The sequence below is a fragment of the Streptomyces sp. NPDC020422 genome (assembly GCF_044386705.1).
Classification (GTDB): domain Bacteria; phylum Actinomycetota; class Actinomycetes; order Streptomycetales; family Streptomycetaceae; genus Streptomyces.
The window spans coordinates 497,006-521,595 of record NZ_JBIRVJ010000002.1; the positions used below are offsets into that span (position 1 = coordinate 497,006).

Annotated in this window: 18 protein-coding genes; 7 read left to right on the forward strand and 11 right to left on the reverse strand. The window is 72.5% G+C overall.

The genetic code is table 11. The features are described from left to right. Positions 1 to 20 precede the first annotated feature (20 nt). The 7 genes from ACH414_RS06295 to iolC form a co-directional block, all read right to left on the reverse strand. On the reverse strand, positions 21 to 869 hold the full coding sequence (locus ACH414_RS06295) for an ABC transporter permease (RefSeq protein ID WP_382535466.1): 849 nt from the start codon (positions 867 to 869) through the stop codon (positions 21 to 23). Beyond that, positions 866 to 3,565, reverse strand: a complete 2,700-nt coding sequence (locus ACH414_RS06300) for an alpha/beta fold hydrolase (protein WP_398940948.1) — start codon at positions 3,563 to 3,565, stop codon at positions 866 to 868. The genes ACH414_RS06295 and ACH414_RS06300 overlap by 4 nt, the downstream gene beginning before the upstream one ends. 209 nt (positions 3,566 to 3,774) lie before the next feature. Continuing rightward, complete coding sequence (locus ACH414_RS06305; protein ID WP_398940950.1) at positions 3,775 to 4,380, reverse strand: DUF4291 domain-containing protein; 606 nt, start codon at positions 4,378 to 4,380, stop codon at positions 3,775 to 3,777. A gap of 63 nt (positions 4,381 to 4,443) precedes the next feature. Beyond that, positions 4,444 to 5,946, reverse strand: coding sequence for a CoA-acylating methylmalonate-semialdehyde dehydrogenase (gene mmsA / locus ACH414_RS06310; protein WP_382535475.1), 1,503 nt, complete (start codon positions 5,944 to 5,946; stop codon positions 4,444 to 4,446). 22 nt (positions 5,947 to 5,968) lie between these two features. Further along, positions 5,969 to 7,840 (reverse strand): 3D-(3,5/4)-trihydroxycyclohexane-1,2-dione acylhydrolase (decyclizing), encoded by a 1,872-nt coding sequence (gene iolD / locus ACH414_RS06315; RefSeq protein ID WP_382535478.1) that lies wholly within the window; start codon positions 7,838 to 7,840, stop codon positions 5,969 to 5,971. Then, on the reverse strand, positions 7,837 to 8,655 hold the full coding sequence (gene iolB / locus ACH414_RS06320; RefSeq protein WP_382535482.1) for a 5-deoxy-glucuronate isomerase: 819 nt from the start codon (positions 8,653 to 8,655) through the stop codon (positions 7,837 to 7,839). Before iolB ends, iolD begins: the two co-directional genes overlap by 4 nt. A 10-nt stretch (positions 8,656 to 8,665) precedes the next feature. Then, complete coding sequence (gene iolC / locus ACH414_RS06325) at positions 8,666 to 9,721, reverse strand: 5-dehydro-2-deoxygluconokinase (RefSeq protein WP_398940952.1); 1,056 nt, start codon at positions 9,719 to 9,721, stop codon at positions 8,666 to 8,668. Between the two features lie 105 nt (positions 9,722 to 9,826). Between iolC and ACH414_RS06330 the strand changes: the two genes are divergently transcribed. Both ACH414_RS06330 and ACH414_RS06335 read left to right on the forward strand, forming a co-directional pair. Continuing rightward, a complete protein-coding gene (locus tag ACH414_RS06330; protein WP_398940953.1) occupies positions 9,827 to 10,762 on the forward strand; it encodes a sugar phosphate isomerase/epimerase family protein in 936 nt (311 codons plus the stop codon). A 212-nt stretch (positions 10,763 to 10,974) separates the two neighbouring features. Beyond that, entirely contained in the window at positions 10,975 to 11,172 is a 198-nt protein-coding gene (locus ACH414_RS06335; RefSeq protein ID WP_351658649.1) for a MarR family transcriptional regulator, read from the forward strand. Positions 11,173 to 11,232: 60 nt separating this feature from the next. On the opposite strand, the gene ACH414_RS06340 is transcribed toward ACH414_RS06335, so the two are convergent. Then, the gene (locus tag ACH414_RS06340) at positions 11,233 to 13,557 is read right to left on the reverse strand and encodes an MMPL family transporter (protein WP_398940955.1); all 2,325 of its coding nucleotides are present in this window, start codon (positions 13,555 to 13,557) and stop codon (positions 11,233 to 11,235) included. A 163-nt stretch (positions 13,558 to 13,720) separates the two neighbouring features. Between ACH414_RS06340 and ACH414_RS06345 the strand changes: the two genes are divergently transcribed. Further along, on the forward strand, positions 13,721 to 14,365 hold the full coding sequence (locus ACH414_RS06345) for a TetR/AcrR family transcriptional regulator (protein ID WP_382535494.1): 645 nt from the start codon (positions 13,721 to 13,723) through the stop codon (positions 14,363 to 14,365). Here the strand turns inward: ACH414_RS06345 and ACH414_RS06350 are convergent. After that, positions 14,343 to 15,557: a cation:proton antiporter gene (locus ACH414_RS06350; RefSeq protein WP_386564510.1), complete on the reverse strand. Its 1,215-nt coding sequence runs from the start codon at positions 15,555 to 15,557 to the stop codon at positions 14,343 to 14,345. The two genes, ACH414_RS06345 and ACH414_RS06350, sit on opposite strands and share 23 nt — an antisense overlap. A gap of 64 nt (positions 15,558 to 15,621) precedes the next feature. Here ACH414_RS06350 and ACH414_RS06355 point away from each other — a divergent pair, with 64 nt between their 5' ends. The 3 genes from ACH414_RS06355 to ACH414_RS06365 all read left to right on the forward strand — a co-directional run bounded on the left by ACH414_RS06355 (position 15,622) and on the right by ACH414_RS06365 (position 19,138). Next, entirely contained in the window at positions 15,622 to 16,563 is a 942-nt protein-coding gene (locus ACH414_RS06355; protein WP_382535501.1) for a PrsW family intramembrane metalloprotease, read from the forward strand. Beyond that, positions 16,553 to 16,852 carry a heavy-metal-associated domain-containing protein gene (locus ACH414_RS06360; RefSeq protein ID WP_398941129.1) on the forward strand — a complete coding sequence of 100 codons (300 nt, stop codon included), beginning with the start codon at positions 16,553 to 16,555 and terminating at the stop codon, positions 16,850 to 16,852. The genes ACH414_RS06355 and ACH414_RS06360 overlap by 11 nt, the downstream gene beginning before the upstream one ends. A 72-nt stretch (positions 16,853 to 16,924) precedes the next feature. After that, complete coding sequence (locus tag ACH414_RS06365) at positions 16,925 to 19,138, forward strand: heavy metal translocating P-type ATPase (RefSeq protein WP_398940957.1); 2,214 nt, start codon at positions 16,925 to 16,927, stop codon at positions 19,136 to 19,138. 369 nt (positions 19,139 to 19,507) lie between these two features. On the opposite strand, the gene ACH414_RS06370 is transcribed toward ACH414_RS06365, so the two are convergent. Continuing rightward, the gene (locus tag ACH414_RS06370) at positions 19,508 to 20,797 is read right to left on the reverse strand and encodes a citrate synthase (RefSeq protein ID WP_382535507.1); all 1,290 of its coding nucleotides are present in this window, start codon (positions 20,795 to 20,797) and stop codon (positions 19,508 to 19,510) included. Between the two features lie 230 nt (positions 20,798 to 21,027). Between ACH414_RS06370 and ACH414_RS06375 the strand changes: the two genes are divergently transcribed. After that, positions 21,028 to 22,191, forward strand: a complete 1,164-nt coding sequence (locus ACH414_RS06375; RefSeq protein ID WP_398940959.1) for an RNA-guided endonuclease InsQ/TnpB family protein — start codon at positions 21,028 to 21,030, stop codon at positions 22,189 to 22,191. A gap of 85 nt (positions 22,192 to 22,276) precedes the next feature. Here ACH414_RS06375 and ACH414_RS06380 read toward each other — a convergent pair whose 3' ends face one another. Then, positions 22,277 to 24,505, reverse strand: coding sequence for an ATP-dependent RecD-like DNA helicase (locus tag ACH414_RS06380; protein ID WP_382535513.1), 2,229 nt, complete (start codon positions 24,503 to 24,505; stop codon positions 22,277 to 22,279). Positions 24,506 to 24,590 lie beyond the last annotated feature (85 nt).

Here is a 24,590-nt window from a genome sequence, read left to right on the forward strand (position 1 = left end):
GCCCGTCGAGGGCCGCGGGATCAGGACACGACGTCCTTCCGGGCGAAGCCCCGGAACGCCAGGGCGAAGAGGACGAGGGCGTAGGTCAGCGAGACCGCCGTGCCCTTCGCCATGCCGGACCACTCCAGTTGGGGCTGGAGCGCGTCCGCCCAGGCGAACTGCCAGTGGGCCGGGAGGAAGGTGCGCCAGTCGCCGAGGGCGGTGACCGCGTCGAGGACGTTGCCGATGATGGTGAGGCCCACGGCGCCGCCGACCGCACCGAGAGGAGCGTCGGTGCGGGTGGAGAGCCAGAAGGCCAGGGCCGCCGTGACCAGTTGGGAGACATAGACGAAGGCCGTCGCCAGGGCCAGGCGGAGGAGGGCGTCGGTGGCCGGGAGGGCTCCGCCCGTGGGGAGCTTCAGCGGACCCCAGCCGTACGCCACCGTGCCCGCCGCCAGGGCCACCAGCGGGAGCAGGACCATCGCCGCCGCGCTGAAGCCCAAGGCGACCGCCAGCTTGGACCACAGCAGGCGGGCGCGCGGGACCGGGGCCGCGAGGAGGTAGCGCAGGGACGACCAGCCGGCCTCCGAGGCGACCGTGTCGCCGCAGAACAGGGCGACCGGGATGACCAGCAGGAAGCCCGCCGAGACGAACAGGCAGGTCGCCGCGAAGTTCGCGCCCGAGGCCGTCGCCGTGTCCATCAGGGTGATACGGGTGTTCTCCGCGCCGTCCGGGCCGCCGCCGATCGCGAACGCCGCGATCAGGACGAACGGCAGAGCGGCCAGGATCAGGGCCATCACCAGCGTGCGGCGGCGCTTCAGCTGGCGCAGGGCCTCGACGCGCAGGGGCAGGGTGCGGCCGGGCGCGTAGCCGAGGGCGGCGGCGGTCATGCGGTCTCTCCGATCAGGGTCAGGAAGGCGTCCTCCAGGCGGCGGTGCGGCCCCACCCCGGTCACCGGCACCTCCAGGCGGACCAGTTCCGCGATCAGGTCGGTGGGCGTCGAGTCGGCGAGCCGCACGAGGAGGCCCGCCTCCACGCGCACCGCGCCCAGCTTCTCCACCACCTCGTCCGGGACCGGGCCGGCCAGCGTCACCAACAGCGTCTCGTCCGAGCCCGTGATCTCCTCGACCGGGCCCGCCTGCACCAGGCTCCCGCGGTCCATCACCACCAGATGGGTGCAGGACTGCTCGACCTCGGCGAGCAGATGGCTGGAGACGATGACCGTCCGGCCGCCGGCCGCGTACCGGATCATCACTTCGCGCATCTCCCGGATCTGCGGGGGGTCCAGGCCGTTCGTCGGCTCGTCCAGGATCAGCAGGTCGGGCAGGCCCAGCATGGCCTGGGCGATGGCCAGGCGCTGCCGCATGCCCTGCGAGTAGGTGCGCACGGCCCGTTCGAGGGCGCCGCCGAGGTTGGCGATCCGCAGCGCCTCGTCGATGTGCGCGTCCTCGGCGGGGCGCCCGGTCGCCTTCCAGTACAGGTCCAGGTTCTCCCGGCCCGACAGGTGCGGCAGGAAGCCCGCGCCCTCCACGAACGCGCCGACCCGCGACAGCACCGGCGCACCCGGGCGGATCGCGTGGCCGAAGACCCGGATCTCGCCCTCGTCCGGGGTGATCAGGCCCATGAGCATGCGCAGGGTCGTCGTCTTGCCCGCGCCGTTGGGGCCGAGCAGGCCCAGGACCTGGCCCTGCTCCACGCGGAAGGACAGGTCGCGGACGCTGTACCGGTCGCCGCCCTTGTACCTCTTCGTCAGGCCGGTGATCCGCAGCGGGACGGTGGCCAGTTCGGGGTCCGCGGGCGGAGTCGTCGTGCGGCGGCGGGCGGTGAGCAGCAGGAGGCCGGCGACGAGCGCCCCGGCCGCGGGCAGGCCCCACACCCACCACGGCAGGCCGGCCGCCTGGCTCCTCACGGCCGGTGCCGTCGGCACGGTGAGCGGGCTCGCCACGGAGACGGTGTACGCGGCGGGCGTCGGCGGCGACGCGTAGCCCAGGTCCGTGGCCGCGAGGACCAGGCGCAGACGGTGGCCCGCGGGGACCTCGTGGTCCACGGCGGGCAGGGTCAGGGCCAGCTCCTGGCCGGCGGTCGCGTGCTCCACCCTTACCGGGGCGACGAGTTGGGCGGGCAGCACCTGCTGCCGGCCGTCCGGGCCCACGTCGTACACCTTGGCGAACAGGACCGCCGAGCCGTCGGGGGCGGTCGACGTCACCCGGACCCGGACGGTCGGGGCGCCGGTGATGCGGATCGGCTCGGTCCGCGGGCGGGCGTCGAAGGCCGCGAACTGGCCGGGGAAGTCGACGGACAGGCCCACGCCGAGGGAGGAGAGCCGGGACAGTCCGCCGGCCACGCCCGGCACCGCCGACACCGCCGGCGGATTCGCGCCCGCCGGGTTGGCGAACGTCTGCGGGGGACCGGAGAGCGCGACCGCCACCGGGCCCGCGGCCAGGCCCGGGTAGGCGTCGGCGGTCGCGCCGCGCAGGGTCGCGCGCCCGTCGGTCGAGTCGACGCCCCCGGTGCGGCTCACCCGGAAGGCGGGGCCGGTGTCGGCCGTCGTGTCCCGCTTGAGGTGCCGGTCGAACCACGTGGAGATCCGGGCCTCCACCCGCTCCGTCTCGCGGTCGCCGCCGTCGTGCCCGCCCGCCGTCCAGTCCACGGCCACCGGGGCGCCGTTCGCGGCGATGGTCCTGGCCATGGCGTCGGACTGGGCGAGGGTGAAGAGGGAGTCGGACCGGCCCTGGACGATCAGCGCGGGCACCTTGATGCGGGAGCCCACGGCGGAGGGGCTGCGGGACTCCAGGAGGGTGCGCGCGGCGGCGTCCGGCATTCCGGCGACGGCCACGCGCTGGTACAGGGCGCACACCTCCGGGCTGAAGCGCCCGCAGGAGGCGTCCCCCTGCCCCCGACCAGGACCGGCGCCCGTACCCGTACCGGCGCCCGTACCCGTACCGGTGCCTGTGCCCGTGCCCGTCGAGAAGAAGATGCCGGCCCACAGCTTCTTGAACACGCCGTCCGGGAACAGCGCGTCCGCCAGGTTCCAGTACGTGATCTGCGGCGCGATCGCGTCCACCCGCGGGTCGTACCCCGCCGCGAGCAGCGAGACCGCCCCGCCGTAGGACGCGCCGGTGACACCGACCCGCGGGTCGCCCGCCTTGTCCAGCAGCACCTCGGGACGGTCCGCGAGCCAGTCGACGAGGGCCCGGACGTCCTTCACCTCACGGGCGGGGTCGTTGAGGCCGATCCGCCCGGTGGAGGCGCCGAAGCCGCGGGCGGACCAGGTCAGCACCGCGTACCCGTCCCTCGCCAGCCGCTCCGCCTGCGCCCGCACGTCGTCCTTGGAGCCGCCGAAGCCGTGCCCGACGAGGACGGCGGGGCGCCGGCCGGGGCCGCCCGCGGTGAAGTACGAGGTGTCGATCCGCACCCCGTCGAGGTCGAGCATCCGGTCCGCCCGGGTCACGGGCGCGGGTGCGTCGTCCGCGACGGCGCTCCACGTGACACCCCCGCCCACGAGCACGGCGAGGACGGCGGCGACCGCCGCCCACCGCGGCGGACGGGTGCGGGGAAGGCCCCTCCGGGGAAGTCGCAGCTGCATGGGGTCGAGCCTAGGCGGCCGGGCGGCGGCGGCTCGGCTGCCCAGGGGCGGAAAGCCGCGGCCTCCTCAGGTCGTACGCCGTGCGGTCCCGTACACCGGACGCGGTACGCGCGAGCGGGAGGTTCGGGGGGATATCCGGCGGGGGCGGCGGACGAGGGCGTGTGCGCGATCCGCGGGTGGACGTTCGCCGGGGAGCAGGCGCTCCGCGGTCAGGCCACGATCCGGTCGAGCAGCCCCTCCCCCACCGGGTAGGGCCGTTCCCGCGGCAGCAGGTGTCCGGCCTCCTCGACGCGCCCGGCCCGTACCAGCGCGTGGATCTCGTGGGCGAGCGGTGTGACGTCGTGGACGGCGACCGTCCACTCGTCCGCGTAGCGGCGGGAGGCCTCTCCGGCGAGGCCGAGCTGGAGGGAGCGGTGTCCCAGGGGGCGGAGGTGGAGGTCGCGCTCGGGGTCCCACTGGACCCGCGCCGGGGAGCGCTTCAGCTCGCGCTGCCAGTCGGCCCGGTCGGGGTGGAAGCCGCGCACGTAGTGGGAGAGGCAGGCGTGGCGCAGGGCCCACTCGAAGCCCTCGCGGGTGATCTCGACGGCGAGGACGGTCTCCTGGCCCTCCTTCAGGCCCCAGCCGCAGCGGTACATCATCCACAGGAACGAGGGCTTGATCCAGGTCATCCGGTCCCGCTTCCACTCGGCCGGGAAGCGCCCGTCGCGGGCGGCCGGGAGGCCGCTCGACGGCCGGTAGGCCTGGTAGACGGTCACCGTGGTCTCGGTGTGGAGCGCGCGGATCTGGTGCTTCGGGGGCGGGGCGGGAACGGACATGGCCCCCAGGGTGCGTCGGAACGCGCCCCGGGGGCCACTGGTTTTGCTCCGGACGTCAGTGCGTCAGTGGTTGCGCGGGAAGCCCAGGTCGACGCCCGCCGGGGCCTCGGACGGGTCCGGCCAGCGGGTCGTGACGACCTTGCCGCGGGTGTAGAAGTGGATGCCGTCGTTGCCGTAGATGTGGTGGTCGCCGAAGAGCGAGTCCTTCCAGCCACCGAAGGAGTGGTAGCCGACGGGGACCGGGATCGGCACGTTCACGCCGACCATGCCGGCCTCGATCTCCAGCTGGAAGCGGCGGGCGGCGCCGCCGTCGCGGGTGAAGATCGCGGTGCCGTTGCCGAACGGCGAGGCGTTGATGAGGGCCACGCCCTCCTCGTAGGTCTCGGCGCGCAGCACGCACAGCACCGGGCCGAAGATCTCGTCCTGGTAGGCCTTGGCCGTGGTCGGCACGTGGTCCAGGAGGGACAGGCCGATCCAGTGGCCGTCCTCGAAGCCGTCGACGGTGTAGCCGGTGCCGTCGAGGACGACCTCGCAGCCCTCGTCCGCGGCGCCGTGCACGTAGGAGGCGACCTTGTCGCGGTGGACGGCCGTGATGAGCGGGCCCATCTCGGAGGTCGGGTCGTTGCCGGGGCCGATCTTGATCTTCTCGGCGCGCTCGCGGATCTTCTCCACGAGCTCGTCGCCGATCGCGCCGACCGCGACGACCGCGGAGATCGCCATGCAGCGCTCGCCGGCGGAGCCGTACGCCGCGGAGACCGCCGCGTCGGCGGCCGCGTCCAGGTCGGCGTCGGGCAGCACCAGCATGTGGTTCTTGGCGCCGCCGAGGGCCTGGACGCGCTTGCCGTTGGCGGAGGCGGTGGTGTGGATGTGGCGGGCGATCGGGGTGGAGCCGACGAAGGAGACCGCGGCGACGTCCGGGTGCTCCAGGAGGCGGTCCACGGCGACCTTGTCGCCGTGCAGGACGTTGAAGACGCCGTCCGGCAGGCCGGCCTCGGCGAGCAGCTCGGCGATCTTCAGGGACGGCGAGGGGTCCTTCTCGCTCGGCTTGAGCACGAAGGTGTTGCCGCAGGCGATGGCGATGGGGAACATCCACATCGGCACCATCGCCGGGAAGTTGAACGGGGTGATGCCGGCGACGACGCCGACGGCCTGGCGGATGGAGGCGACGTCCACGCGGTTCGACACCTGGGTGGACAGCTCGCCCTTGAGCTGGGTGGTGATGCCGCAGGCCAGGTCGACGATCTCCAGGCCGCGGGCGACCTCGCCGAGGGCGTCGGAGTGCACCTTGCCGTGCTCGGCGACGATCAGCTCGGCGATCGCGTCGCGGTTGGCGTCCAGCAGGGCGCGGAAGCGGAAGAGGATCGTGGTGCGCTGGGCCAGGGAGGAGGTGCCCCAGGTCTCGAAGGCGGCCTTCGCGGCGGCGACGGCGGCGTCGACCTCCTCGACCGAGGCGAGCGCCACGCGCGTGGTGACGGCGCCGGTGGCGGGGTCGGTGACCGGGCCCCAGTTGCCCGACGTGCCCTCGACGGTCTTGCCACCGATCCAGTGGTTGACGGTCTTCGTCATGACGGAATGCTCCTTCTGGCTGTTACAGGTGGCGGCGTCGGGCGGTGACGTGCCGGTCGTACTCCTCGCGGGCCTTCACCGCCGACGGACGGGTCGAGGTCTCGGCCACGGGCACATCCCACCACGCCTGGGCCGGGGGCGGGCCCGACACACTGTCTGCCGTTTCGGTCTCGACGTAGACACATGTGGGAACGCTCGCCCGCCGGGCGTCCGCGAGGGCTTCTCGCAGGTCACGCACGGTGTCGGCGCGCAGCACCCGCATCCCGAGGGAGGCCGCGTTGGCGGCCAGGTCGACGGGGAGCGGCGGTCCGGTGAACGAGCCGTCCTCGGCCCGGAAGCGGTAGTCGGTGCCGTACCGCTCGCCGCCCACGGCCTCGGAGAGGCCGCCGATGGAGGCGTAGCCGTGGTTCTGCAGGATGACGAGCTTGAGGGGCAGTCCCTGCTGTACGGCGGTGACGATCTCGGTGGGATTCATCAGATACGTCCCGTCGCCGACGAGCGCCCAGACGGGCCGGCCGGGCGCGGCGAGGGCGACGCCGATGGCGGCGGGGATCTCGTAGCCCATGCAGGAGTAGCCGTATTCGACGTGGTACTGGTCGACGGAGCGGGCCCGCCACAGCTTGTGGAGGTCGCCGGGGAGCGAGCCGGCCGCGTTGATCAGGATGTCGTCGGCGGTGACCAGGGTGTCGAGTGCGCCGAGGACCTGGGCCTGGGTGGGGCGGGCCCGCGGGTCGGGTGCGGCGTAGGCGGCGTCCGTCCGCTCCTGCCAGTCCGCCTTGGCGGAGGTCCAGCGGGCCGTGTCCCGCGGTCGGCCTCCAGGGTGCTCGGCGAGCGCCTCCGTCAGTGCCGTGAGGCCCTCGCGGGCGTCGGCGACCAGGGGCAGCGCGGCCTGTTTGTGGGCGTCGAAGCCGGTGATGTTGAGGTTGAGCAGGCGGGTGTCCGGGCGGAAGAGGGTGCCGGAGGCGGTGGTGAAGTCGCTGTAGCGGGTGCCGACGCCGATGATCAGGTCGCTGGTGCGGGCCAGCTCGTTGGCGGTGCCGGTGCCCGTGTGGCCGATGCCGCCGACCTCGCAGCGGTGGTCGTACGGCAGGACTCCCTTGCCGGCCTGGGTGGTGGCGACCGGCAGGTCGAGGCGCTCGGCGAGGGTGCGCAGGGCGTCCTCGGCGGCGCTGTACTTCACTCCCCCGCCCGCGATGACCATCGGCTGCCGGGCCCCGCGGATGGCGTGGACCGCCGCGTCGAGCTCGGCGGTGTCGGGGCGGGGCCTGCGCACGGTCCAGGTGCGCTCGGCGAGGAACTCCTCGGGCCAGTCGTACGCCTCGGCCTGGACGTCCTGGGGCAGGGCGAGGGTGACGGCGCCGGTCTCCGCGGGGTCGGTGAGGACCCGTACGGCGGCGAGGGCGGCGGGGATCAGCGCTTCGGGGCGGGTGATCCGGTCGAAGTACCTCGACACCGGGCGCAGGCAGTCGTTGACGGACACCTCGCCCGCGTGGGGGACTTCGAGCTGCTGGAGGACGGGGTCGGCGGGGCGGGTGGCGAAGGTGTCGCCGGGCAGCAGCAGGACGGGCAGCCGGTTGACGGTGGCGAGGGCGGCGCCGGTGACGAGGTTGGTGGCGCCGGGGCCGATGGAGGTGGTGACGGCGTGCGTCTGGAGGCGCCGGGACTGGCGGGCGTAGCCGACGGCCGCGTGCACCATGGCCTGTTCGTTGCGGCCCTGGTGGTACGGCATGAGCTCGGGGTACTCGACGAGCGCCTGGCCGATCCCGGCGACGTTGCCGTGCCCGAAGATGCCCCAGGTGGCGGTGATCAGGCGACGGCGTACGCCGTCGCGCTCGGTGTGCTGCGCGGCGAGGAAGCGCACCAGGGCCTGGGCGACGGTGAGCCGGACGCTCATGCGTATCCCTCCGTGTGGTCGGGGTGGAAGCGGATCCGCCACGCCCGCTCGGGGCCGGGTCCGGCCATGACGTTCAGGTAGTACAGGTCGTGCCCGGGCTGGGCGATCGACGGGCCGTGCCAGCCGTCGGGGACGAGGACGGCGTCGCCGGCGCGGACCTCGGCGAGGAGTTCGGCGCCGCCGGGCCGGGAGGGGGTGATCCGCTGGTAGCCGTACGCGTGCTCGCCCGCGACCTCGTAGTAGTAGATCTCCTCCAGGACGGACTCCTCGCCCGGGCGGTGCTCGTCGTGCTTGTGGGGCGGGTAGGAGGACCAGTTGCCGCCGGGGGTGACCACCTCGACGGCGATCAGCCGGTCGCAGTCGAAGGCGGTGGCCGCGGCGAAGTTGCGTACCTCGCGGGCGCGGTTTCCGGTGCCGCGGGTCTCCACGGGAACCTCCGGCGCGGGGCCGTAGCGGGCGGGGAGTCGTCGCTCGCACTTCGCTCCTGCCAAAGCGAAGCGGCCTCCCGCACCGGAGGCGATCTGGGCGTGGGTGTCCCTGGGCACGTAGGCGAAGTCCGATACTCCTTCGAACACGCTTGCGCGGCCTACGAGTTCGAGGATTTCCCCGTCGACGCGCACCGTACCGCCACCGGACAGGGGAAGCACCACCCATTCGCAGTCGGCTGTCTCGAACGTGTGGGTCCCGCCGGGCGGGAGTTCGAGGACGCGCAGCGCGCTGTGGGTCCAGCCGGCCCGTTCGGGGTCGATGTCGACGGCGTACGGGCCGCGGGCGGCGGTGCCGGCCGGGAGGTGCAGAGCGGGCGTGGAGTCCATGCGCTTGTCCCTACCCGTTGTCCGGCGGGCTCACCGGGATCCCGCCGTCCGGCGGCGGCGCCGGGGTCCCGTCGTCCGGCGGGCCGGCCGGGATCGAGCCGGTGCCGGTGGCGAGCGCGAGGGCGATCTCCTCCTCGTACGGCATGGCGGGCGAGCAGGCGAGCCGTCCCGCGACGATCGCCCCGGCCGCGTTGGCCTGGCGCAGGACCTGCTCCAGGTCCCGGCCGGCGAGCAGCCCGTGGGCGAGGGCGCCGCCGAACGCGTCGCCCGCCCCGAGGCCGTTGACGACCCGCACCGGCAGCGGCGGGACCTCGGCGGAGGTGCCGTCGGCGGCCAGCGCGAGCACGCCCTTGGGGCCCTGTTTCACGACGGCGAGCCGGACGCCCGCGGCGAGCAGCGCCCGCGCGGCGGCGTGGGGTTCGCGCTCCCCGGTCGCCACCTCGCACTCCTCGACGTTGCCGACGGCGACCGTGGCGTGCCGCAGCGCCTCGCGGTAGAGCGCGGGCGCCTCGGCGGGGTCCTCCCAGAGGGCGGGCCGCCAGTCGAGGTCGAAGACGGTGAGCGCACCGTCGGGACCGGGCCCTTCGGACCGCTCCCGCAGCGCCGCGAGGGTGGCGCTCCTGCTGGGCTCGACGCTCAGCCCGGTCCCGGTCATCCAGAAGGCGCGGGCGGCACGGAGTGCGGGCAGGTCGAGTTCGTGGGGGTGGATCTCCAGGTCGGGGGCCTTGGGCCGGCGGTAGAAGTGGATCGGGAAGTGGTCGGGCGGGAAGATCTCGCAGAAGGTGACCGGGGTGGGGTACGCGGCGACGTCGGTGACCCAGCGGTCGTCCACCCCGAACGCGCGCAGCTCGCGGTGGAGGTACGTGCCGAAGGGGTCGGCTCCGGTCCGGCTGACGAGGGCGGTGCGGCGGCCCAGGCGGGCGGCGGCGACGGCCACGTTCGCCGGGGAGCCGCCGAGGAACTTCCCGAAGCTCTCGACCCGGGCGAGCTCGACGCCGCTCTGGAGCGGATAGAGGTCCACGCCGATCCGGCCCATCGTGATCAGGTCGTACGGCTCCGACGTCATGCCACGTCACCTCTCGCCTCGGGCCCCGGACCCAGGTCTAGTCGCGGGGCCGGAAGGCTGTCAACGGCATGTCCTTACATTCGGACGTGTGTCATCGTGGCGGTCATGACGAAGCCGTCGCAGCCGTCGAATCCGTCCGGTCCGTCTCCCCTGTCCCGCATCCGCATCGGCTCCGCGCCGGACTCCTGGGGCGTCTGGTTCCCCGACGATCCCCGGCAGGTGCCGTGGCAGCGCTTCCTCGACGAGGTGGCCGGCGCCGGCTACGCCTGGATCGAGCTCGGCCCGTACGGCTATCTGCCGACCGACCCGGCCGTCCTCGCCGAGGAGACCGCCCGCCGGGGGCTGCGGGTGTCCGCGGCGACCGTCTTCACCGGGCTGCACCACGGCCCCGAGGTCTGGGAGCGCACCTGGGCGCACGTGGCCGAGAACGCGGCCCTCGCGCAGGCCATGGGCGCCGGGCACCTGGTGGTGATCCCCTCCTTCTGGCGCGACGACAAGACGGGCGAGGTCCTGGAGGACCGGGAGCTCACCCCCGCGCAGTGGCGGCACCTGACCGGGCTCACCGAGCGGCTCGGGCACGAGGTGCGGGAGCGGTACGGGCTGCGGGTGGTGGTCCATCCGCACGCGGACACCCATGTCGACACCGAGGAGAACGTCACCCGCTTCCTCGACGCCACCGACCCGGAGCTGGTCGCGCTCTGTCTGGACACCGGGCACTACGCGTACTGCGGCGGCGACAGCGTCAAACTGATCGAGACCTACGGCGAGCGGATCGGCTATCTCCACCTCAAGCAGGTCGATCCCGCGGTACTCGCCCGGGTGGTCGCCGAGGAGCTGCCCTTCGGCCCGGCGGTGGCGCGGGGCGTGATGTGCGAGCCGCCGTCCGGGGTGCCGGCCCTCGAACCGGTCCTCGCGGCGGCGCAGGCCCTGGACGTGGACCTGTTCGCCATCGTGGAGCAGGACATGTACCCGTGCGATCCGGACCGCCCCTACCCCATCGCGCTGCGCACCCGCCGCTTTCTCCGCTCCTGTGGCGCCTAATGACGTTGCGTCACTTACGTCACAGCCGTCGCACCTTCGTCACGCATATCTCCGTTACGCGGGTTTTCCGTCACAGGCGATCGACAGGCGCTCCCCTCCCGTCAGGAGGGGTCGTTCACCGGGCACAGGCTCAGTGATCGCCAGTGCACACCCGGCAGCTCCCCCGACGGCGCCCCCGCCGCCGCTGCCGGGCACGCAGGGAGGTGCCACGCATGACGGACAGACGGCTCTGGTCGTACAAGGACATCGCCGCGCACATCAAGGTGCAGCCGGACACGGTCCGCTCCTACCGGAAGCACGGACTGCTGCCGGCTCCCGACCACGTCGAGTCGGGCAAGCCCTACTGGTACGCGGACACGATCCGCGCCTGGGTCGCGAACCGTCCCGGCAACCGCAGCCGCCGGGACTGACCCGCCTCCCCTCTTCCCACAGGGCCTCGCACCGACCGAACCCCGGTGCGGGGCCCTCGCTCATCCCACGTGCTCCTTCTCGCGGGCGGAGTCCGCGCCCGGCTCAGGGGTCCCGGGGGTGGGGGTCGCGGGGGCGGGGGGCGCGGGGGCGGGGGTCGCGGGGGTGCCGCCCTCGCTGATGCCGAAGCGGTCGTGGAAGCGGCGCAGCGGTCCCGGCGCCCACCAGGTGAGGCGGCCGGTCAGCTTCATCACGGCCGGCACGAGCAGGCTGCGCACCACCATGGCGTCCATGAGGACGGCCAGGGCGACGCCGAGGCCCAGCATCTTGGTGTTGGTGACCCGGGAGGTGCCGATCGCGACCATCACCACCGCGAGGATGACGGCGGCCGCGGTGATCAGCCCGCCGGTGCGGCGCAGCCCGAACCTGACCGCGTGCTCGTGGTCGCCGGTGGCGTCGTACTCCTCCTTGATGCGGGAGAGCAGGAACACCCCGTAGTCCATGGAGAGTCCGAAGGCCACGCAGAACATCAGCACGGGCAGGGTGGTCTCGATGTCCCCGGTGGAGGTGAAGCCGAGGAGCCCGGAGAGGTGTCCCTCCTGGAAAACCCAGACGACGGCGCCGAACATCGCGGTGAGGCTGAGCGCGTTGAGCACGACCGCCTGGAGCGGGATGAGCAGGCTGCCGGTGAGCAGGAAGACCAGGATCAGGGTGACGACGGCGATGATCGCGGCCGCCCAGGGCAGCCGCTCGCCGATGGCGTCCTTGGAGTCGACCAGGACGGCGGCGGCGCCGGTCACGGAGGTGGTGAACGGGGCCTTATCCGCGCGCACTTCGCCGACCACCCGCTGGGCGTCGGAGCCGACGGTCTCCCCCTCGGGGACGACGGTGAAGTAGGCGTGGGTGTTTCCGCCGGCCGGGGAGGTCACGGGACCGTCGACCCGAGCGACCCCGTCGACGGCCTCGATCCGCTCGCGGTACCGCGCGTACTGCCCCGGGGTGGCCGCGCCCTCGGCGAGCACGGTGATGCCGCCGCCGGGGTTGCCGGGGAAGGCGTCGCGCAGCCGGTCCTGGACCACTCGGGACTCGGCGGTGGCCGGGAGCTGGCGGTCGTCGGCGGTGCCGAACCGCACCCCGAGGAAGGGCAGTCCGAGCAGCACGAGCCCGGTGGCCGTGGCCACGGCGAAGAGCGGCGCCCTTCGCATCACCAGGCCCGCCGTGCGCGCCCACCCGGCCCCGGCCTCCCGCTCGACGGCCCCGGCCCCGGCCCCGGCGCCGGCGCGGCGACGGAAGAGGCGGCGCAGGTCCAGGGCGTTGACCCGGTCGCCGAGCAGGACCAGCGCGGCCGGCAGCAGGATCAGGGCGGCCGCGGCGGCCAGCAGGACGACGGCTATGCCCGCGTAGGCGAAGGAGCGCAGGAAGTACTGCGGGAAGACCAGCATGGCGGCGAGCGAGACGGCGACGGTGAGGGCGGAGAAGAGCACGGTCCGCCCGGCGGTGCGCAGGGTGGTGGCGACGGCGGTCCGGGTGTCGGCGCCGGCGGCCAGCTCCTCGCGGAAGCGGCGGACCACGAACAGGGCGTAGTCGATGGCGAGGCCGAGCCCGAGGGCGGTGGTCAGGTTCTGCGCGAAGACGGAGACGTCGGTGAGCTCGGTGATGCCGCGCAGCACCGCGTTGGTGCCGAGGATGGCGACGATGCCGATGCCGAGCGGGAGGAGGGCGGCGACGGCGCTGCCGAAGACCATGACGAGCAGGACGAGGGTGATCGGCAGGGCGATCATCTCGGCCTTGAGCAGGTCCTCCTGGATGATCGTCTGCATCTCGTTGCGCACGGCGAGCGGGCCGCCGACGGAGACCTCCACCGGCCCGTGGGTGCCGCGGAAGGCGGGGGCGATGCGCTCCAGGACCGCGCCGGCCGCCTTCTCGTCGCCGTCGATGCGGGCGGCGATCACGGCCTGGCGCCCGTCGGCGGAGCGCAGGGCCGGGGAGCCGGTGCTCCAGTAGGAGCCGACCCCGCCGACGCCCGGCTCGGCGTCGAGCCGCTCGGCGAGCTTCCGGGCCTCGGTGGCGACGGCCGGGGAGTCGACGGCGGGGGAGGCACCCCCGGCGGCGCCCGCGCCGCCCGTGCCGCCCGCGCCGCTCACGTCGACGAGCAGCAGAAGGTTGGGCTGGGAGGCGGGGAACTCGCGCTCCAGGACCTCCAGCGCGTACGTGGACTCGGCGTCCGGGTCCTCCCAGCCGCCGCTGCCCATCCGGTCGCCGACGCCGCTGCCCGCGAGGACGGCGAGCGCGGTGATCACGAGGGCGAGGAGCAGCGACAGACGCGGCCGTGCCGTCACCAGGCGGGTCCACCCCCCGCCGGAAGACGGTTTCTTGACTTCGGCCATGACGCGGTGTCCCCTTCACCGTGACCCAGGCGCTCGCTTCCCGGCAGGTCGCATGGGTCGCCCATTGCCATAGACTGGCAAACACGAGTGATCACTCGCGTTTCCCAAGAATGCGAGCGACCTCTCGTGTTTGTCAAACGTGTTGAGAGAGCTGGGGACAGTCGTGTCCGAAGAAGAGCCGAAGCCGCGCCGCCGCCAGGCCCGCGGGGAGCGCCGTATCGCGCAGCTGCTGCAGGCCGCCGCCGACGTCTTCTGCGCCAACGGCTACACGGCGACCAGCACCAACGCGATCGCCCGCGAGGCGAGCGTCTCGCCCGGCACGCTCTACCAGTACTTCCCGAACAAGGAGGCCATCGCCATCGAGCTCGGCGAGCGGCTCCTCGGCGAGATGCGGGCGGCCCACGGGCAGGCCTTCACCCCGGAGAACCTGGCGCTGCCGCTGCCGCAGATGATCGACGCGGTGCTCGACCCGCTGATCGAGTTCAACTGCCAGAACCCGGCCTTCCTCGCCCTGATGCACGGCTCGGAGGTCCCCGGCCGGATCGCCGAGGAGCACGACGCCCTGCACGCCTCGCTGCTCGCCCAGGTCGGCGACCTGCTCGCCCACTACCTGCCCGACAGCGCGGCCGCCGAGCGCGCCCGGATCGCCGACATGACCTTCGCCGTGGTCAAGGCGGGCCTCCAGCTCGTGCTCGCCGCACCCGCGGGCCCCGAGCGGGACGCGGTGGTCGTCGAGATGAAGCGGGCCGTGCAGCGCTATCTCGCCCCGATCGTCGGCGGGGCGCTCACCACGATTCCGAGCCCGTGACCTGATCGGCCGGGAGCGCCTTGCCGCCGGCCCGGGCGCGCAGCCGCAGGGCGAGCAGCGGGAAGACGAGGACCGAGACCATCCCGGCCCCCACCAGGGCCGCCGCCTCACCCGCGGTCAGCACCTCGTCGTCGACGCCGATGGTGGTGATGGCCACGACGAGCGGCAGCGCCGTGGAGCCGTACAGGACCAGCGCGCCCCGGTCGCGCCGGCCGAGGTCGCGCGGCGCGAGGAACCAGACCGGGCCGCCGCGCACCACCAGGAACAGCACCAGGAAGAGCGGCAGGAGCAGCAGGGTCCGCCCGCCGGAGAGCAGCGAGTCGAGGTCGAACTCGATGCCGGTGACGACGAAGAAGACCGGCACCAGGAAGCCGAAGCCGACCGCCTCGACCTTCTCCAGGATCTGCGGACCGGATTCGGGAGCGGCCCCGGTCAGGACCAGACGGGTGATCAGACCGGCCGCGAAGGCGCCCAGCAGCACGTCGAGCCCGAGCGCCGTGGAGGCGCCCAGCATCAGCGCGAGGAGCAGGAAGACGAAGCGGACCGCGAACTGTCCGCTGCTGTGCAGGGTCCTGGCGACGACCCGGGAGAACCACGGCCTGCGCGGCTTCAGCGCCCAGTAGACGGCGCCCGCGGTGAGCGCGGCGAAGGCGGCGAGCAGGGCGGTCGACTCGGCGGCGCTGCGGCCGCTCAGGAGCAGCGCCATGGCGATGATCGGCCCGAACTCCCCCACCGCGCCGAAGGCCATGACCACGTTCCCGAACCGGCCGTGCAGGTCGCCCGCGTCGCGCAGCACCGGGAGCACCGTGCCGAGCGCGGTGCTGGTCAGCGCCACGCCGATGAAGACGCCCTTGTCGTAGCCGTCGCCGAGCAGCACGCCGGCCCCGAGGCCGAGCGCGAGGGCGGCCACCCAGGCCCACACCGAGCGCTTCAGGGTGTCGCCGCGGACCTTGCCGAACTCGATCTCGTACCCCGCGAGGAAGATCAGCATCGTGAGGCCGAGCTGCGAGAGGCCGTCGATCAGCGCGTCGGACGTCGCCCACCCCAGGACGTCGGGACCGATGACGATGCCGAGCAGGATCTCGAAGATGACGAGCGGTACGGGGAGCCAGCGGCCGACCCCGTAGGCGAGCAGCGGCGCCAGGACGGCGATCGCCATGATCAGGATCAGCGTGGTCCCCGAATGCGACATATCGGGTATCTACCATAAGCTCCGGTCAGATGGCCTGTCGGCGGAGGGACTTGGAGGTCTCCCTGTGTACGAGCAGCAACCCCGCACACAGACACCGCCCCCACCCGCGCGCCCACCCGTCGAGCTGCCGCGCCCGGGCCTGTGGAGGCGCTGCCTGTGGGGCGGGCTCGCCCTGTGGGCGCTCACCGCGGTCGTCACGTACGCGACGGAGAACACGACCCTGCTGCCGACCCTGATCCTGCTCGGCAGCTTCCTGGTGCCCGCCGTCTTCGTCCTGTGGGCCTACGAACGGCACGGCCGGGACTTCGGGGTGCCGGTGATCCTCGGCTGCTTCGTCACCGGCGGGGTGCTCGGGGTGCTCGGCGCCTCCGTCATGGAGTACTACCTGCTGCACCCCTCGCTGTGGATGTTCCTCGGTGTCGGGCTCATCGAGGAGGCGGTGAAGCTGGCCGCGCTGATGTTCGTGGTGCGCCGGCGCCCGTGGCTGCGCGGGGTGCGCGCCGGACTCGTGCTCGGCGGCACGGTCGGCTTCGGCTTCGCCGCGTTCGAGAGCGCGGGGTACGCCTTCAACGCCGCCGTGACGATGGACGGCATCGACCTGCGCTCCCTGCTGGAGACCGAGATCCTGCGCGGGGTCCTCGCCCCCTTCGGCCACGGCCTGTGGACCGCGATCGCGGGCGGGGTGCTGCTCGCGTACCGGCGGCCCGACGGGCGGTTCCGCTTCGCGGGGCCGGTGATCGGCGCGTACCTCGGGGTGGCCGTGCTGCACGCGCTGTGGGACTCGATGCACGGGATCGCGCTGTGGCTGGTGCTCCGGCTGACCACCACCAGCCTCGACCGCTCGCTCTTCGCGCAGGGCTACCTCCCCGACCCGAGCGCGCAGCAGGAGCACCTCTTCACCCTGTTCTCGGTGGGCGGTCTGGTGCTCGTGACGGCGGCGGGCCTGACCTGGCTGCGATCGCTCGCGAGAACCGGGCGGGGCACCTCCTGGAACAATACCCCCTAGGGGTATAACATGTGCTAGTACGGCACAGGCGCCCAGAAGCGCACCACCACCGAACGAGGAGAACGTCATGGCCGAACTCACCACCGTCTACCAGGTCAAGGGCATGACCTGCGGGCACTGCGAGGGCGCGGTCTCCAGCGAGATCTCGGAGATCTCCGGGGTCTCCTCGGTCAAGGCCGTCGCCGCCACCGGCGAGGTCACCGTGACCTCCGCGGGACCGCTCGACGTGGAGGCCGTCCGCGCCGCCGTCGACGAGGCGGGCTACGAGCTGGTGGGCCCGGCCGCCTGACCCCCGCACCACCCGGCAGGGCCGTACCGTGGCGGTACGGCCCTGCTCCCGTTCGCACCCCTGGAACCACCCATGACCTCCACGACCACCGAGCTGACGATCGGCGGAATGACCTGTGCCTCCTGCGCGGCCCGCGTCGAGAAGAAGCTCAACCGGATGGACGGGGTGACCGCCACGGTCAACTACGCCACCGAGAAGGCCCGCGTCGAACACTCCGCGGAGGTCACCGTCGGCGAGCTCATCGCCACCGTCGTCAAGACCGGCTACACCGCCCAGGAACCCCCGCCGCCGGAGCCCGAGCCCGCCGCCGGCGCCGAGGCGACCGCGGCCGAGACCGCGGACGACCCCGAGCTCGCCGCGCTGCGGCAGCGGCTGACCGTCTCCGCGGTCCTGTCGCTCCCCGTCGTCCTGCTCGCGATGGTCCCCGCCCTCCAGTTCGACTCCTGGCAGTGGCTCTCGCTCACCCTCGCCGCCCCCGTCGTCGTCTGGGGCGCGCTGCCCTTCCACCGCGCCGCCTGGACCAATCTGCGCCACGGCGCCGCCACCATGGACACCCTCGTCTCGGTCGGCACCCTCGCCGCCTTCGGCTGGTCGCTGTGGGCGCTCTTCCTCGGCGACGCCGGGACACCCGGCATGCGGCACGACTTCGACCTCACCGTCAGCCGCGACCACGCCTCCTCCACCCTCTACCTGGAGGTCGCCGCCGGGGTCGTCACCTTCATCCTCCTCGGGCGCTTCCTGGAGGCCCGCGCCAAGCGGAAGGCCGGCGCCGCCCTGCACGCCCTGATGCGCCTCGGCGCCAAGGACGTGGCCGTGCTGCGCGGAGGTACGGAGGTACGCGTCCCCGTCGCGGCCCTGCGGACCGGCGACCGCTTCGTCGTACGCCCCGGGGAGAGGATCGCCACCGACGGCACCGTCGCCGAGGGCGCCTCCGCCGTCGACGCCTCCCTGCTCACCGGCGAGTCCGTACCCGTCGACGTGACCACGGGCGACCCCGTCACCGGCGGCTGCGTCAACGTCTCGGGCCGACTGCTCGTCGAGGCCACCCGGGTCGGCGCCGACACCCAGCTCGCCCGCATGGCCCAGCTGGTCGAGGACGCCCAGAACGGCAAGGCACAGGTGCAGCGGCTCGCCGACAGGATCTCCGCCGTCTTCGTGCCCGTCGTCCTCCTGATCGCCCTCGGCACCCTCGTGACCTGGCTGCTCGTGACCAGCGACACGACCGCCGCCTTCACCGCCGCCGTCGCCGTCCTGATCATCGCCTGCCCCTGCGCCCTCGGCCTCGCCACCCCGACCGCCCTCATGGTCGGCACCGGCCGCGGCGCCCAGCTCGGCATCCTCATCAAGGGCCCCGAGGTCCTGGAGACCACCCGCAGGATCGACACCATCGTCCTCGACAAGACCGGCACCGTCACCACCGGCCGGATGCGCCTGAGCGGGGTGTACGCGTACGAGGGCACCGACGAGACCGAGCTGCTGCGCCTCGCGGGCGCCCTGGAACACTCCTCCGAGCATCCGGTGGCCCGCGCCGTGGCGGCCGGCGCCGCCGCGAAGCTCGGCGAACTCCCCGTACCGAAGTCCTTCGAGAACGTGCCCGGCCTCGGGGTGCGCGGCTCCGTCGAGGGCCGCCTCGTCCTCGTCGGACGCGCCGCCCTGCTGACGGCCGAGGAGATCGAGATGCCGGCCGGCGCGGCCGGGCCGGGGGTCGTGCACGTCGCCTGGGACGGACGCGCCCGCGGGACGCTCACCGTCGCCGACGCGGTCAAGGAGACCAGCGCGGAGGCGGTCGCCCGGCTGCGCGGCCTCGGACTGCGGCCGGTGCTGCTCACCGGGGACGGCCGGGAGGTCGCCGAGCGGGTGGCGGCCGAGGTCGGCATCGACGAGGTGATCGCCGAGGTGCTGCCGCAGGACAAGGTCGACGTGGTGCGGCGGCTCCAGGCGGAGGGGCGCACCGTGGCCATGGTCGGCGACGGGGTGAACGACGCCGCCGCCCTCGCGACGGCCGACCTGGGCCTGGCGATGGGCACCGGCACGGACGCGGCGATCGAGGCGAGCGACCTGACACTGGTCCGCGGGGACCTGCGGGTCGCGGCGGACGCCATCCGGCTCTCCCGGCGCACCCTGGCGACGATCAAGGGAAATCTGGGCTGGGCCTTCGGCTACAACGTGGCCGCGCTGCCGCTGGCGGCGGCCGGACTGCTCAATCCGATGATCGCCGGACTGGCGATGGCGTTTTCGTCCGTTTTCGTCGTGACGAACAGCCTTCGGCTGCGTCACTTCACGTGAATTCACCTACACGTGACGCACAGGACCTTCACAAGGAGACCTAGATCACAGATATTTGGGGGTAACCATCTGGGCTGTTCGCGAGTCTAAGTGGGCGATGCCGAGAACGTCTTGGGGGACGTTCATGGGATGTCTTGGGGGACGTCCCAGGCAAGCGCGGCCGGGGCACGTGCACGGGGAGCTTTGAGCGGCCCTCCCGTACGTACCCCGGCAGACCGCGCGAGCAGACGCCCGGCCCGGATCCCGTGGGGGGAATCCGCACCGGGGATATGGGAAGCGCCCCGACCGCCGACCCGTGGGGGGATCGGCGGCGGGGCGCTTTCGCTCCGCGGGAGTCGCGTCAGCGGGAGTCCGTCAGCGGGACTCGCCTCAGCGGGACTCGACCGGGACGAAGTCGCGCTCGACGACACCGGTGTAGATCTGGCGCGGGCGACCGATGCGGGAACCCGGCTCCTTGATCATCTCGTGCCACTGGGCGATCCAGCCCGGGAGGCGGCCGAGGGCGAAGAGCACCGTGAACATCTCGGTCGGGAAGCCCATCGCGCGGTAGATCAGACCCGTGTAGAAGTCCACGTTCGGGTACAGGTTGCGCGAGACGAAGTACTCGTCGGAGAGCGCGTGCTCCTCCAGCTTGAGCGCGATGTCCAGCAGCTCGTCGGACTTGCCGAGGGCCGAGAGGACGTCGTGCGCGGCAGCCTTGATGATCTTCGCGCGCGGGTCGAAGGACTTGTACACCCGGTGGCCGAAGCCCATCAGGCGGACGCCGTCCTCCTTGTTCTTCACCTTGCGGATGAAGGAGTCGACGTCGCCGCCGTTGGCCTTGATGCCCTCGAGCATCTCCAGGACCGACTGGTTGGCGCCACCGTGCAGGGGGCCCCACAGGGCCGAGATGCCGGCGGAGATCGAGGCGAACATGTTCGCCTGCGAGGAGCCGACCAGGCGGACGGTGGAGGTCGAACAGTTCTGCTCGTGGTCCGCGTGGAGGATCAGCAGCTTGTCCAGCGCCGAGACCACGACCGGGTCGAGCTCGTACTCCTGCGCGGGGACCGAGAAGGTCATGCGCAGGAAGTTCTCGACGTACCCGAGGTCGTTGCGCGGGTAGACGAAGGGGTGGCCGATCGACTTCTTGTACGCGTACGCCGCGATCGTCGGCAGCTTCGCGAGGAGCCGGATCGTGGAGAGGTGACGCTGCTTCTCGTCGAACGGGTTGTGGCTGTCCTGGTAGAAGGTGGACAGCGCCGAGACCACGGAGGACAGCATCGCCATCGGGTGGGCGTCCCGCGGGAAGCCCTGGAAGAAGCGCTTGACGTCCTCGTGCAGCAGCGTGTGCTGGGTGATCTCGTTCTGGAAGGCCGCGAGCTCGTCGGCCTTGGGAAGCTCGCCGTTGATCAGCAGCGACGCCACCTCGAGGAAGGTGGACTGCTCGGCCAGCTGCTCGATGGGGTAGCCGCGGTACCGCAGAATGCCCTGCTCACCATCGAGGTAGGTGATGGCGGATTTATAGGCGGCGGTGTTGCCGTATCCGCTGTCCAGGGTGACCAGACCGGTCTGGGCTCGGAGCTTCCCGATGTCGAAGCCCTTGTCGCCGACGGTGCTCTCGACCACCGGGTAGGTGTATTCACCGTCCGCGTACCGCAGTACTACAGAGTTGTCGCTCACGTCATCCCTCACCGACGTAGTGCCTCTTCTTCGAGGTGCCCTGACTGTCTCTACCATCCCCCATTTGGCTCAGGAGAGTGCACTCGGGGTCGACCATTGGGCCAATCGGCGGCACTCAGTGCCGCCAACCTGCATATCCTGCCCCCTTCGCCCCGGTTCCGGAAGTCCTCTGTGATCTTTCACCTGTTTTCCTCCCATCAGCACCGATCGCTCCTAGTAGCGTCTCCCGTGTGAAGTTCGTCGCGCAGGTGCAACTGCTGCCGGCGTCCGCGCCTGACGCGGATGCCCTGGCAGCGACCCTGCGTGCCTGCAACCGGGCTGCGAACTGGGTGTCCGCGGTGGCGCACACCAGGGACCTGAAGCGGCGGAACGAGTTGCAGCGAGCGGTGTACCACGACACCAAGTCCGCCTTCGGCCTCGCGGCGCAGCCCGCCGTGCGCGTGATCAAGAAGGTGGTGGACGCGTACGCGACGCTCAGCGCCAACATCAGGGCCGGGAATCTCGGCCCTGAGGGGTCGAGCCGTCGTCGCCGTGCGGAGTCCAAGCCCGTCAGGTTCCGCGAGGACGCGGCGCAGCCGTACGACGACCGCATCCTGACGTGGAACCTCGACGCGCGAACGGTGTCGGTCTGGACCGTGGCCGGTCGGATCAAGGGCATCCCGTTCGTCTGCTCGCCCGGGACTCTCGGGCTCCTCGCGCGGCGCAAGGGTGAGAGCGACCTCGTGATGCGCGACGGCATGTTCTTCCTCATCGCCACGATCGACGTCCCCGAGCCGGCCGCGTACGAGCCGCGGGGGTGGCTCGGTGTGGACCTGGGCATCGTCAACATCGCCACCACGTCCGATGGTCGGATCATGTCCGGTCGCAAGATCAACCGTTACCGTGAGCGCCATCGCGACCTGCGAGCCAAGCTGCAGAAGAAGCGCTCCAAGTCCGCGACGCGGGCCCTCAAGCGGCTGCGCCGCCGGGAGGCCCGACACAGCGCCCAGCACAACCACATCATCGCCAAGAAGATCGTCCACACCGCTGAACGCACCTCGCGGGGAGTCGCCCTGGAAGACCTGGGCGGCATCCGGCAGAGGGTCACGGCCAAGAAGGATCAGCGGTCCAAACTGCACTCGTGGGCATTCGCCCAGCTCGGCGCCTTCGTCGAGTACAAGGCACGCAGGGCAGGTGTGCCGGTCCTGTTCGTGGACCCGCGCAACACCTCGCGCCAGTGCTCCGAGTGCCGGCACACCCACCGGACCAACCGGGTGTCCCAAGCGCGGTTCGCCTGCCGATCCTGCGGGGTCGTGCTGCACGCGGACCACAACGGCTCCCGCAACATCCGCCGACGAGCGGACGCTGTGTGGAAGCGGGGCGCGGTCAATCGCCCCAGAACCGCCGCACGGTAGTTCCGGACGCAGGGGACCACGCGGCCGCCAGTCGCGCTCCACTTGCAATCAACGCCCTCTCCGCCGAGCCCACGAGCCCGGTGTCTCAGGGCCGAGAAGCTGACACCAGAGTGCCCCCTGTGAGGCGATGTGCGAGTGCGGTAAAGCGCCGCCCGGCCGAAACCGTGCGGACCGCCTGGGCGATCGCCCTGCGGGAGCCGACCAGCACCACGAGCTTCCTGGCGCGGGTGACCGCCGTGTACAGCAGGTTCCGCTGGAGCATCGTCCAGGCGCTCATGGTGACCGGGATCACCACGGCCGGGTACTCGCTGCCCTGCGAGCGGTGGATGGTCACAGCGTAGGCATGGGCGAGCTCGTCCAGCTCGTCGAAGGCGTACGGCACCTCCTCGTCCTCGTCGGTGCGGACCACGAGCCGCTGCTCGTCGGGGTCGAGGGCGGTCACGACGCCGACCGTGCCGTTGAAGACGCCGTTGGCGCCCTTCTCGTAGTTGTTGCGGATCTGGGTGACCTTGTCGCCGACCCGGAAGACCCGCCCGCCGAAGCGCTTCTCGGGCAGGTCCGGGCGGGCCGGGGTGATCGCCTGCTGGAGGAGCCCGTTGAGCGAGCCGGCGCCGGCCGGGCCCCGGTGCATGGGGGCGAGGACCTGGACGTCCCGGCGCGGGTCGAGGCCGAACTTGGCGGGAATGCGGCGGGCGGCGACCTCCACGGCCACCCGGGCGGCGTCCTCGGTCTCCTCCTCGGCGAACAGGAAGAAGTCCGGCAGGCCGGTGGTGAGGGGCGGGACGCCCTCGTTGATCCGGTGCGCGTTGGTGACCACGCCGGACTGCTGCGCCTGGCGGAAGATCCGGGTCAGCCGGACCGCCGGGACCGGGCTGCCCGGGGCCAGCAGATCGCCGAGGACCTCGCCCGCGCCGACCGAGGGCAGCTGGTCCACGTCGCCGACCAGCAGCAGATGGGCACCCGGTGCCACCGCCTTGACCAGCTTGTTCGCGAGCAGCAGGTCGAGCATGGACGCCTCGTCGACCACCACCAGGTCGGCGTCGAGCGGCCGGTCCCGGTCGTAGGCCGCGTCCCCGCCCGGCTTCAGCTCCAGGAGGCGGTGGACCGTGGACGCCTCGGCGCCGGTGAGCTCGGCGAGCCGCTTGGCGGCCCGGCCGGTGGGCGCGGCGAGCACGACCTTCGCCCGCTTGGCCCGGGCCAGCTCCACGATCGAGCGGACCGTGAAGGACTTGCCGCAGCCGGGGCCGCCGGTGAGCACGGCGACCTTGCGGGTCAGGGCGAGCCGCACGGCCTGCTCCTGCTCGGGCGCGAGCGAGGCCCCCGTGCGGTCCGCGAGCCAGGCCAGCGCCTTGTCCCAGGCGACGTCGCGGAAGCCGGGCATCCGGTCCTCCGGGGCCCCGAGCAGCCGGCGGACCTGCCCGGCCAGGGACAGCTCCGCGCGGTGGAACGGGATCAGGAACACCGCCGTCACGGGCAGCCCCTCGGGGCCCGGCACCGTCTCCCTCACGACCCCCTCGGGGTCCTCGGCGAGCTCGGCCAGGCACTCGATGACCAGGCCCGTGTCGACCTGGAGCAGCTTCACCGCGTCGGCGATGAGGCGCTCCTCGGGCAGATAGCAGTGGCCCTGGTCGGAGGACTGCGAGAGCGCGTACTGCAGTCCGGCGCGGACCCGGTCGGGGCTGTCGTGGGGGATGCCGACGGCCTGGGCGATCCGGTCGGCGGTGAGGAAGCCGATGCCCCAGACGTCGGCGGCGAGCCGGTAGGGCTGGTTCTTCACGACGGAGATCGAGGCGTCGCCGTACTTCTTGTAGATCCGCACGGCGATGGAGGTCGAGACGCCGACGCCCTGGAGGAAGACCATCACCTCCTTGATGGCCTTCTGCTCCTCCCAGGCCGCGGCGATGCTCTTCGTGCGCTTCGGGCCCAGGCCCGGGACCTCGATCAGGCGCTTGGGGGCCTCCTCCAGGATGGTGAGGGTGTCCAGGCCGAAGTGGGTCGTGATGCGGTCGGCGAAGACGGGCCCGATGCCCTTGATCAGGCCGGAGCCCAGATAGCGCCGGATGCCCTGGATGGTGGCGGGCAGGACGGTCGTGTAGTTCTCCACGGTGAACTGGCGTCCGTACTGCGGGTGGGAGCCCCAGCGGCCCTCCATCCGCAGCGACTCCCCGGGCTGGGCGCCGAGCAGCGACCCGACGACCGTGAGGAGGTCGCCGGCGCCCCTGCCGGTGTCGACGCGGGCGACCGTGTAGCCGCTCTCCTCGTTGGCGTAGGTGATCCGCTCCAGGACCCCTTCGACCACTGCCAGATTGGACATGCCCCGAAGGTAGCGAAGCCCTCGGACACCCCGCGGGGGCCTGTGGACAACCGGACGCACCCGGGATGCCGGAGACCGGTGCGAA

What these genes read in the sequence shown, in the direction of transcription:
- ACH414_RS06295 (WP_382535466.1), bottom strand. Translation starts at nt 869, where the DNA reads ATGACCGCCGCCGCCCTCGGCTACGCGCCCGGCCGCACCCTGCCCCTG.
- ACH414_RS06300 (WP_398940948.1), bottom strand. Translation starts at nt 3,565, where the DNA reads ATGCAGCTGCGACTTCCCCGGAGGGGCCTTCCCCGCACCCGTCCGCCG.
- ACH414_RS06305 (WP_398940950.1), bottom strand. Translation starts at nt 4,380, where the DNA reads ATGTCCGTTCCCGCCCCGCCCCCGAAGCACCAGATCCGCGCGCTCCAC.
- mmsA (WP_382535475.1), bottom strand. Translation starts at nt 5,946, where the DNA reads ATGACGAAGACCGTCAACCACTGGATCGGTGGCAAGACCGTCGAGGGC.
- iolD (WP_382535478.1), bottom strand. Translation starts at nt 7,840, where the DNA reads ATGAGCGTCCGGCTCACCGTCGCCCAGGCCCTGGTGCGCTTCCTCGCC.
- iolB (WP_382535482.1), bottom strand. Translation starts at nt 8,655, where the DNA reads ATGGACTCCACGCCCGCTCTGCACCTCCCGGCCGGCACCGCCGCCCGC.
- iolC (WP_398940952.1), bottom strand. Translation starts at nt 9,721, where the DNA reads ATGACGTCGGAGCCGTACGACCTGATCACGATGGGCCGGATCGGCGTG.
- ACH414_RS06330 (WP_398940953.1), top strand. Translation starts at nt 9,827, where the DNA reads ATGACGAAGCCGTCGCAGCCGTCGAATCCGTCCGGTCCGTCTCCCCTG.
- ACH414_RS06335 (WP_351658649.1), top strand. Translation starts at nt 10,975, where the DNA reads ATGACGGACAGACGGCTCTGGTCGTACAAGGACATCGCCGCGCACATC.
- ACH414_RS06340 (WP_398940955.1), bottom strand. Translation starts at nt 13,557, where the DNA reads ATGGCCGAAGTCAAGAAACCGTCTTCCGGCGGGGGGTGGACCCGCCTG.
- ACH414_RS06350 (WP_386564510.1), bottom strand. Translation starts at nt 15,557, where the DNA reads ATGTCGCATTCGGGGACCACGCTGATCCTGATCATGGCGATCGCCGTC.
- ACH414_RS06365 (WP_398940957.1), top strand. Translation starts at nt 16,925, where the DNA reads ATGACCTCCACGACCACCGAGCTGACGATCGGCGGAATGACCTGTGCC.
- ACH414_RS06380 (WP_382535513.1), bottom strand. Translation starts at nt 24,505, where the DNA reads ATGTCCAATCTGGCAGTGGTCGAAGGGGTCCTGGAGCGGATCACCTAC.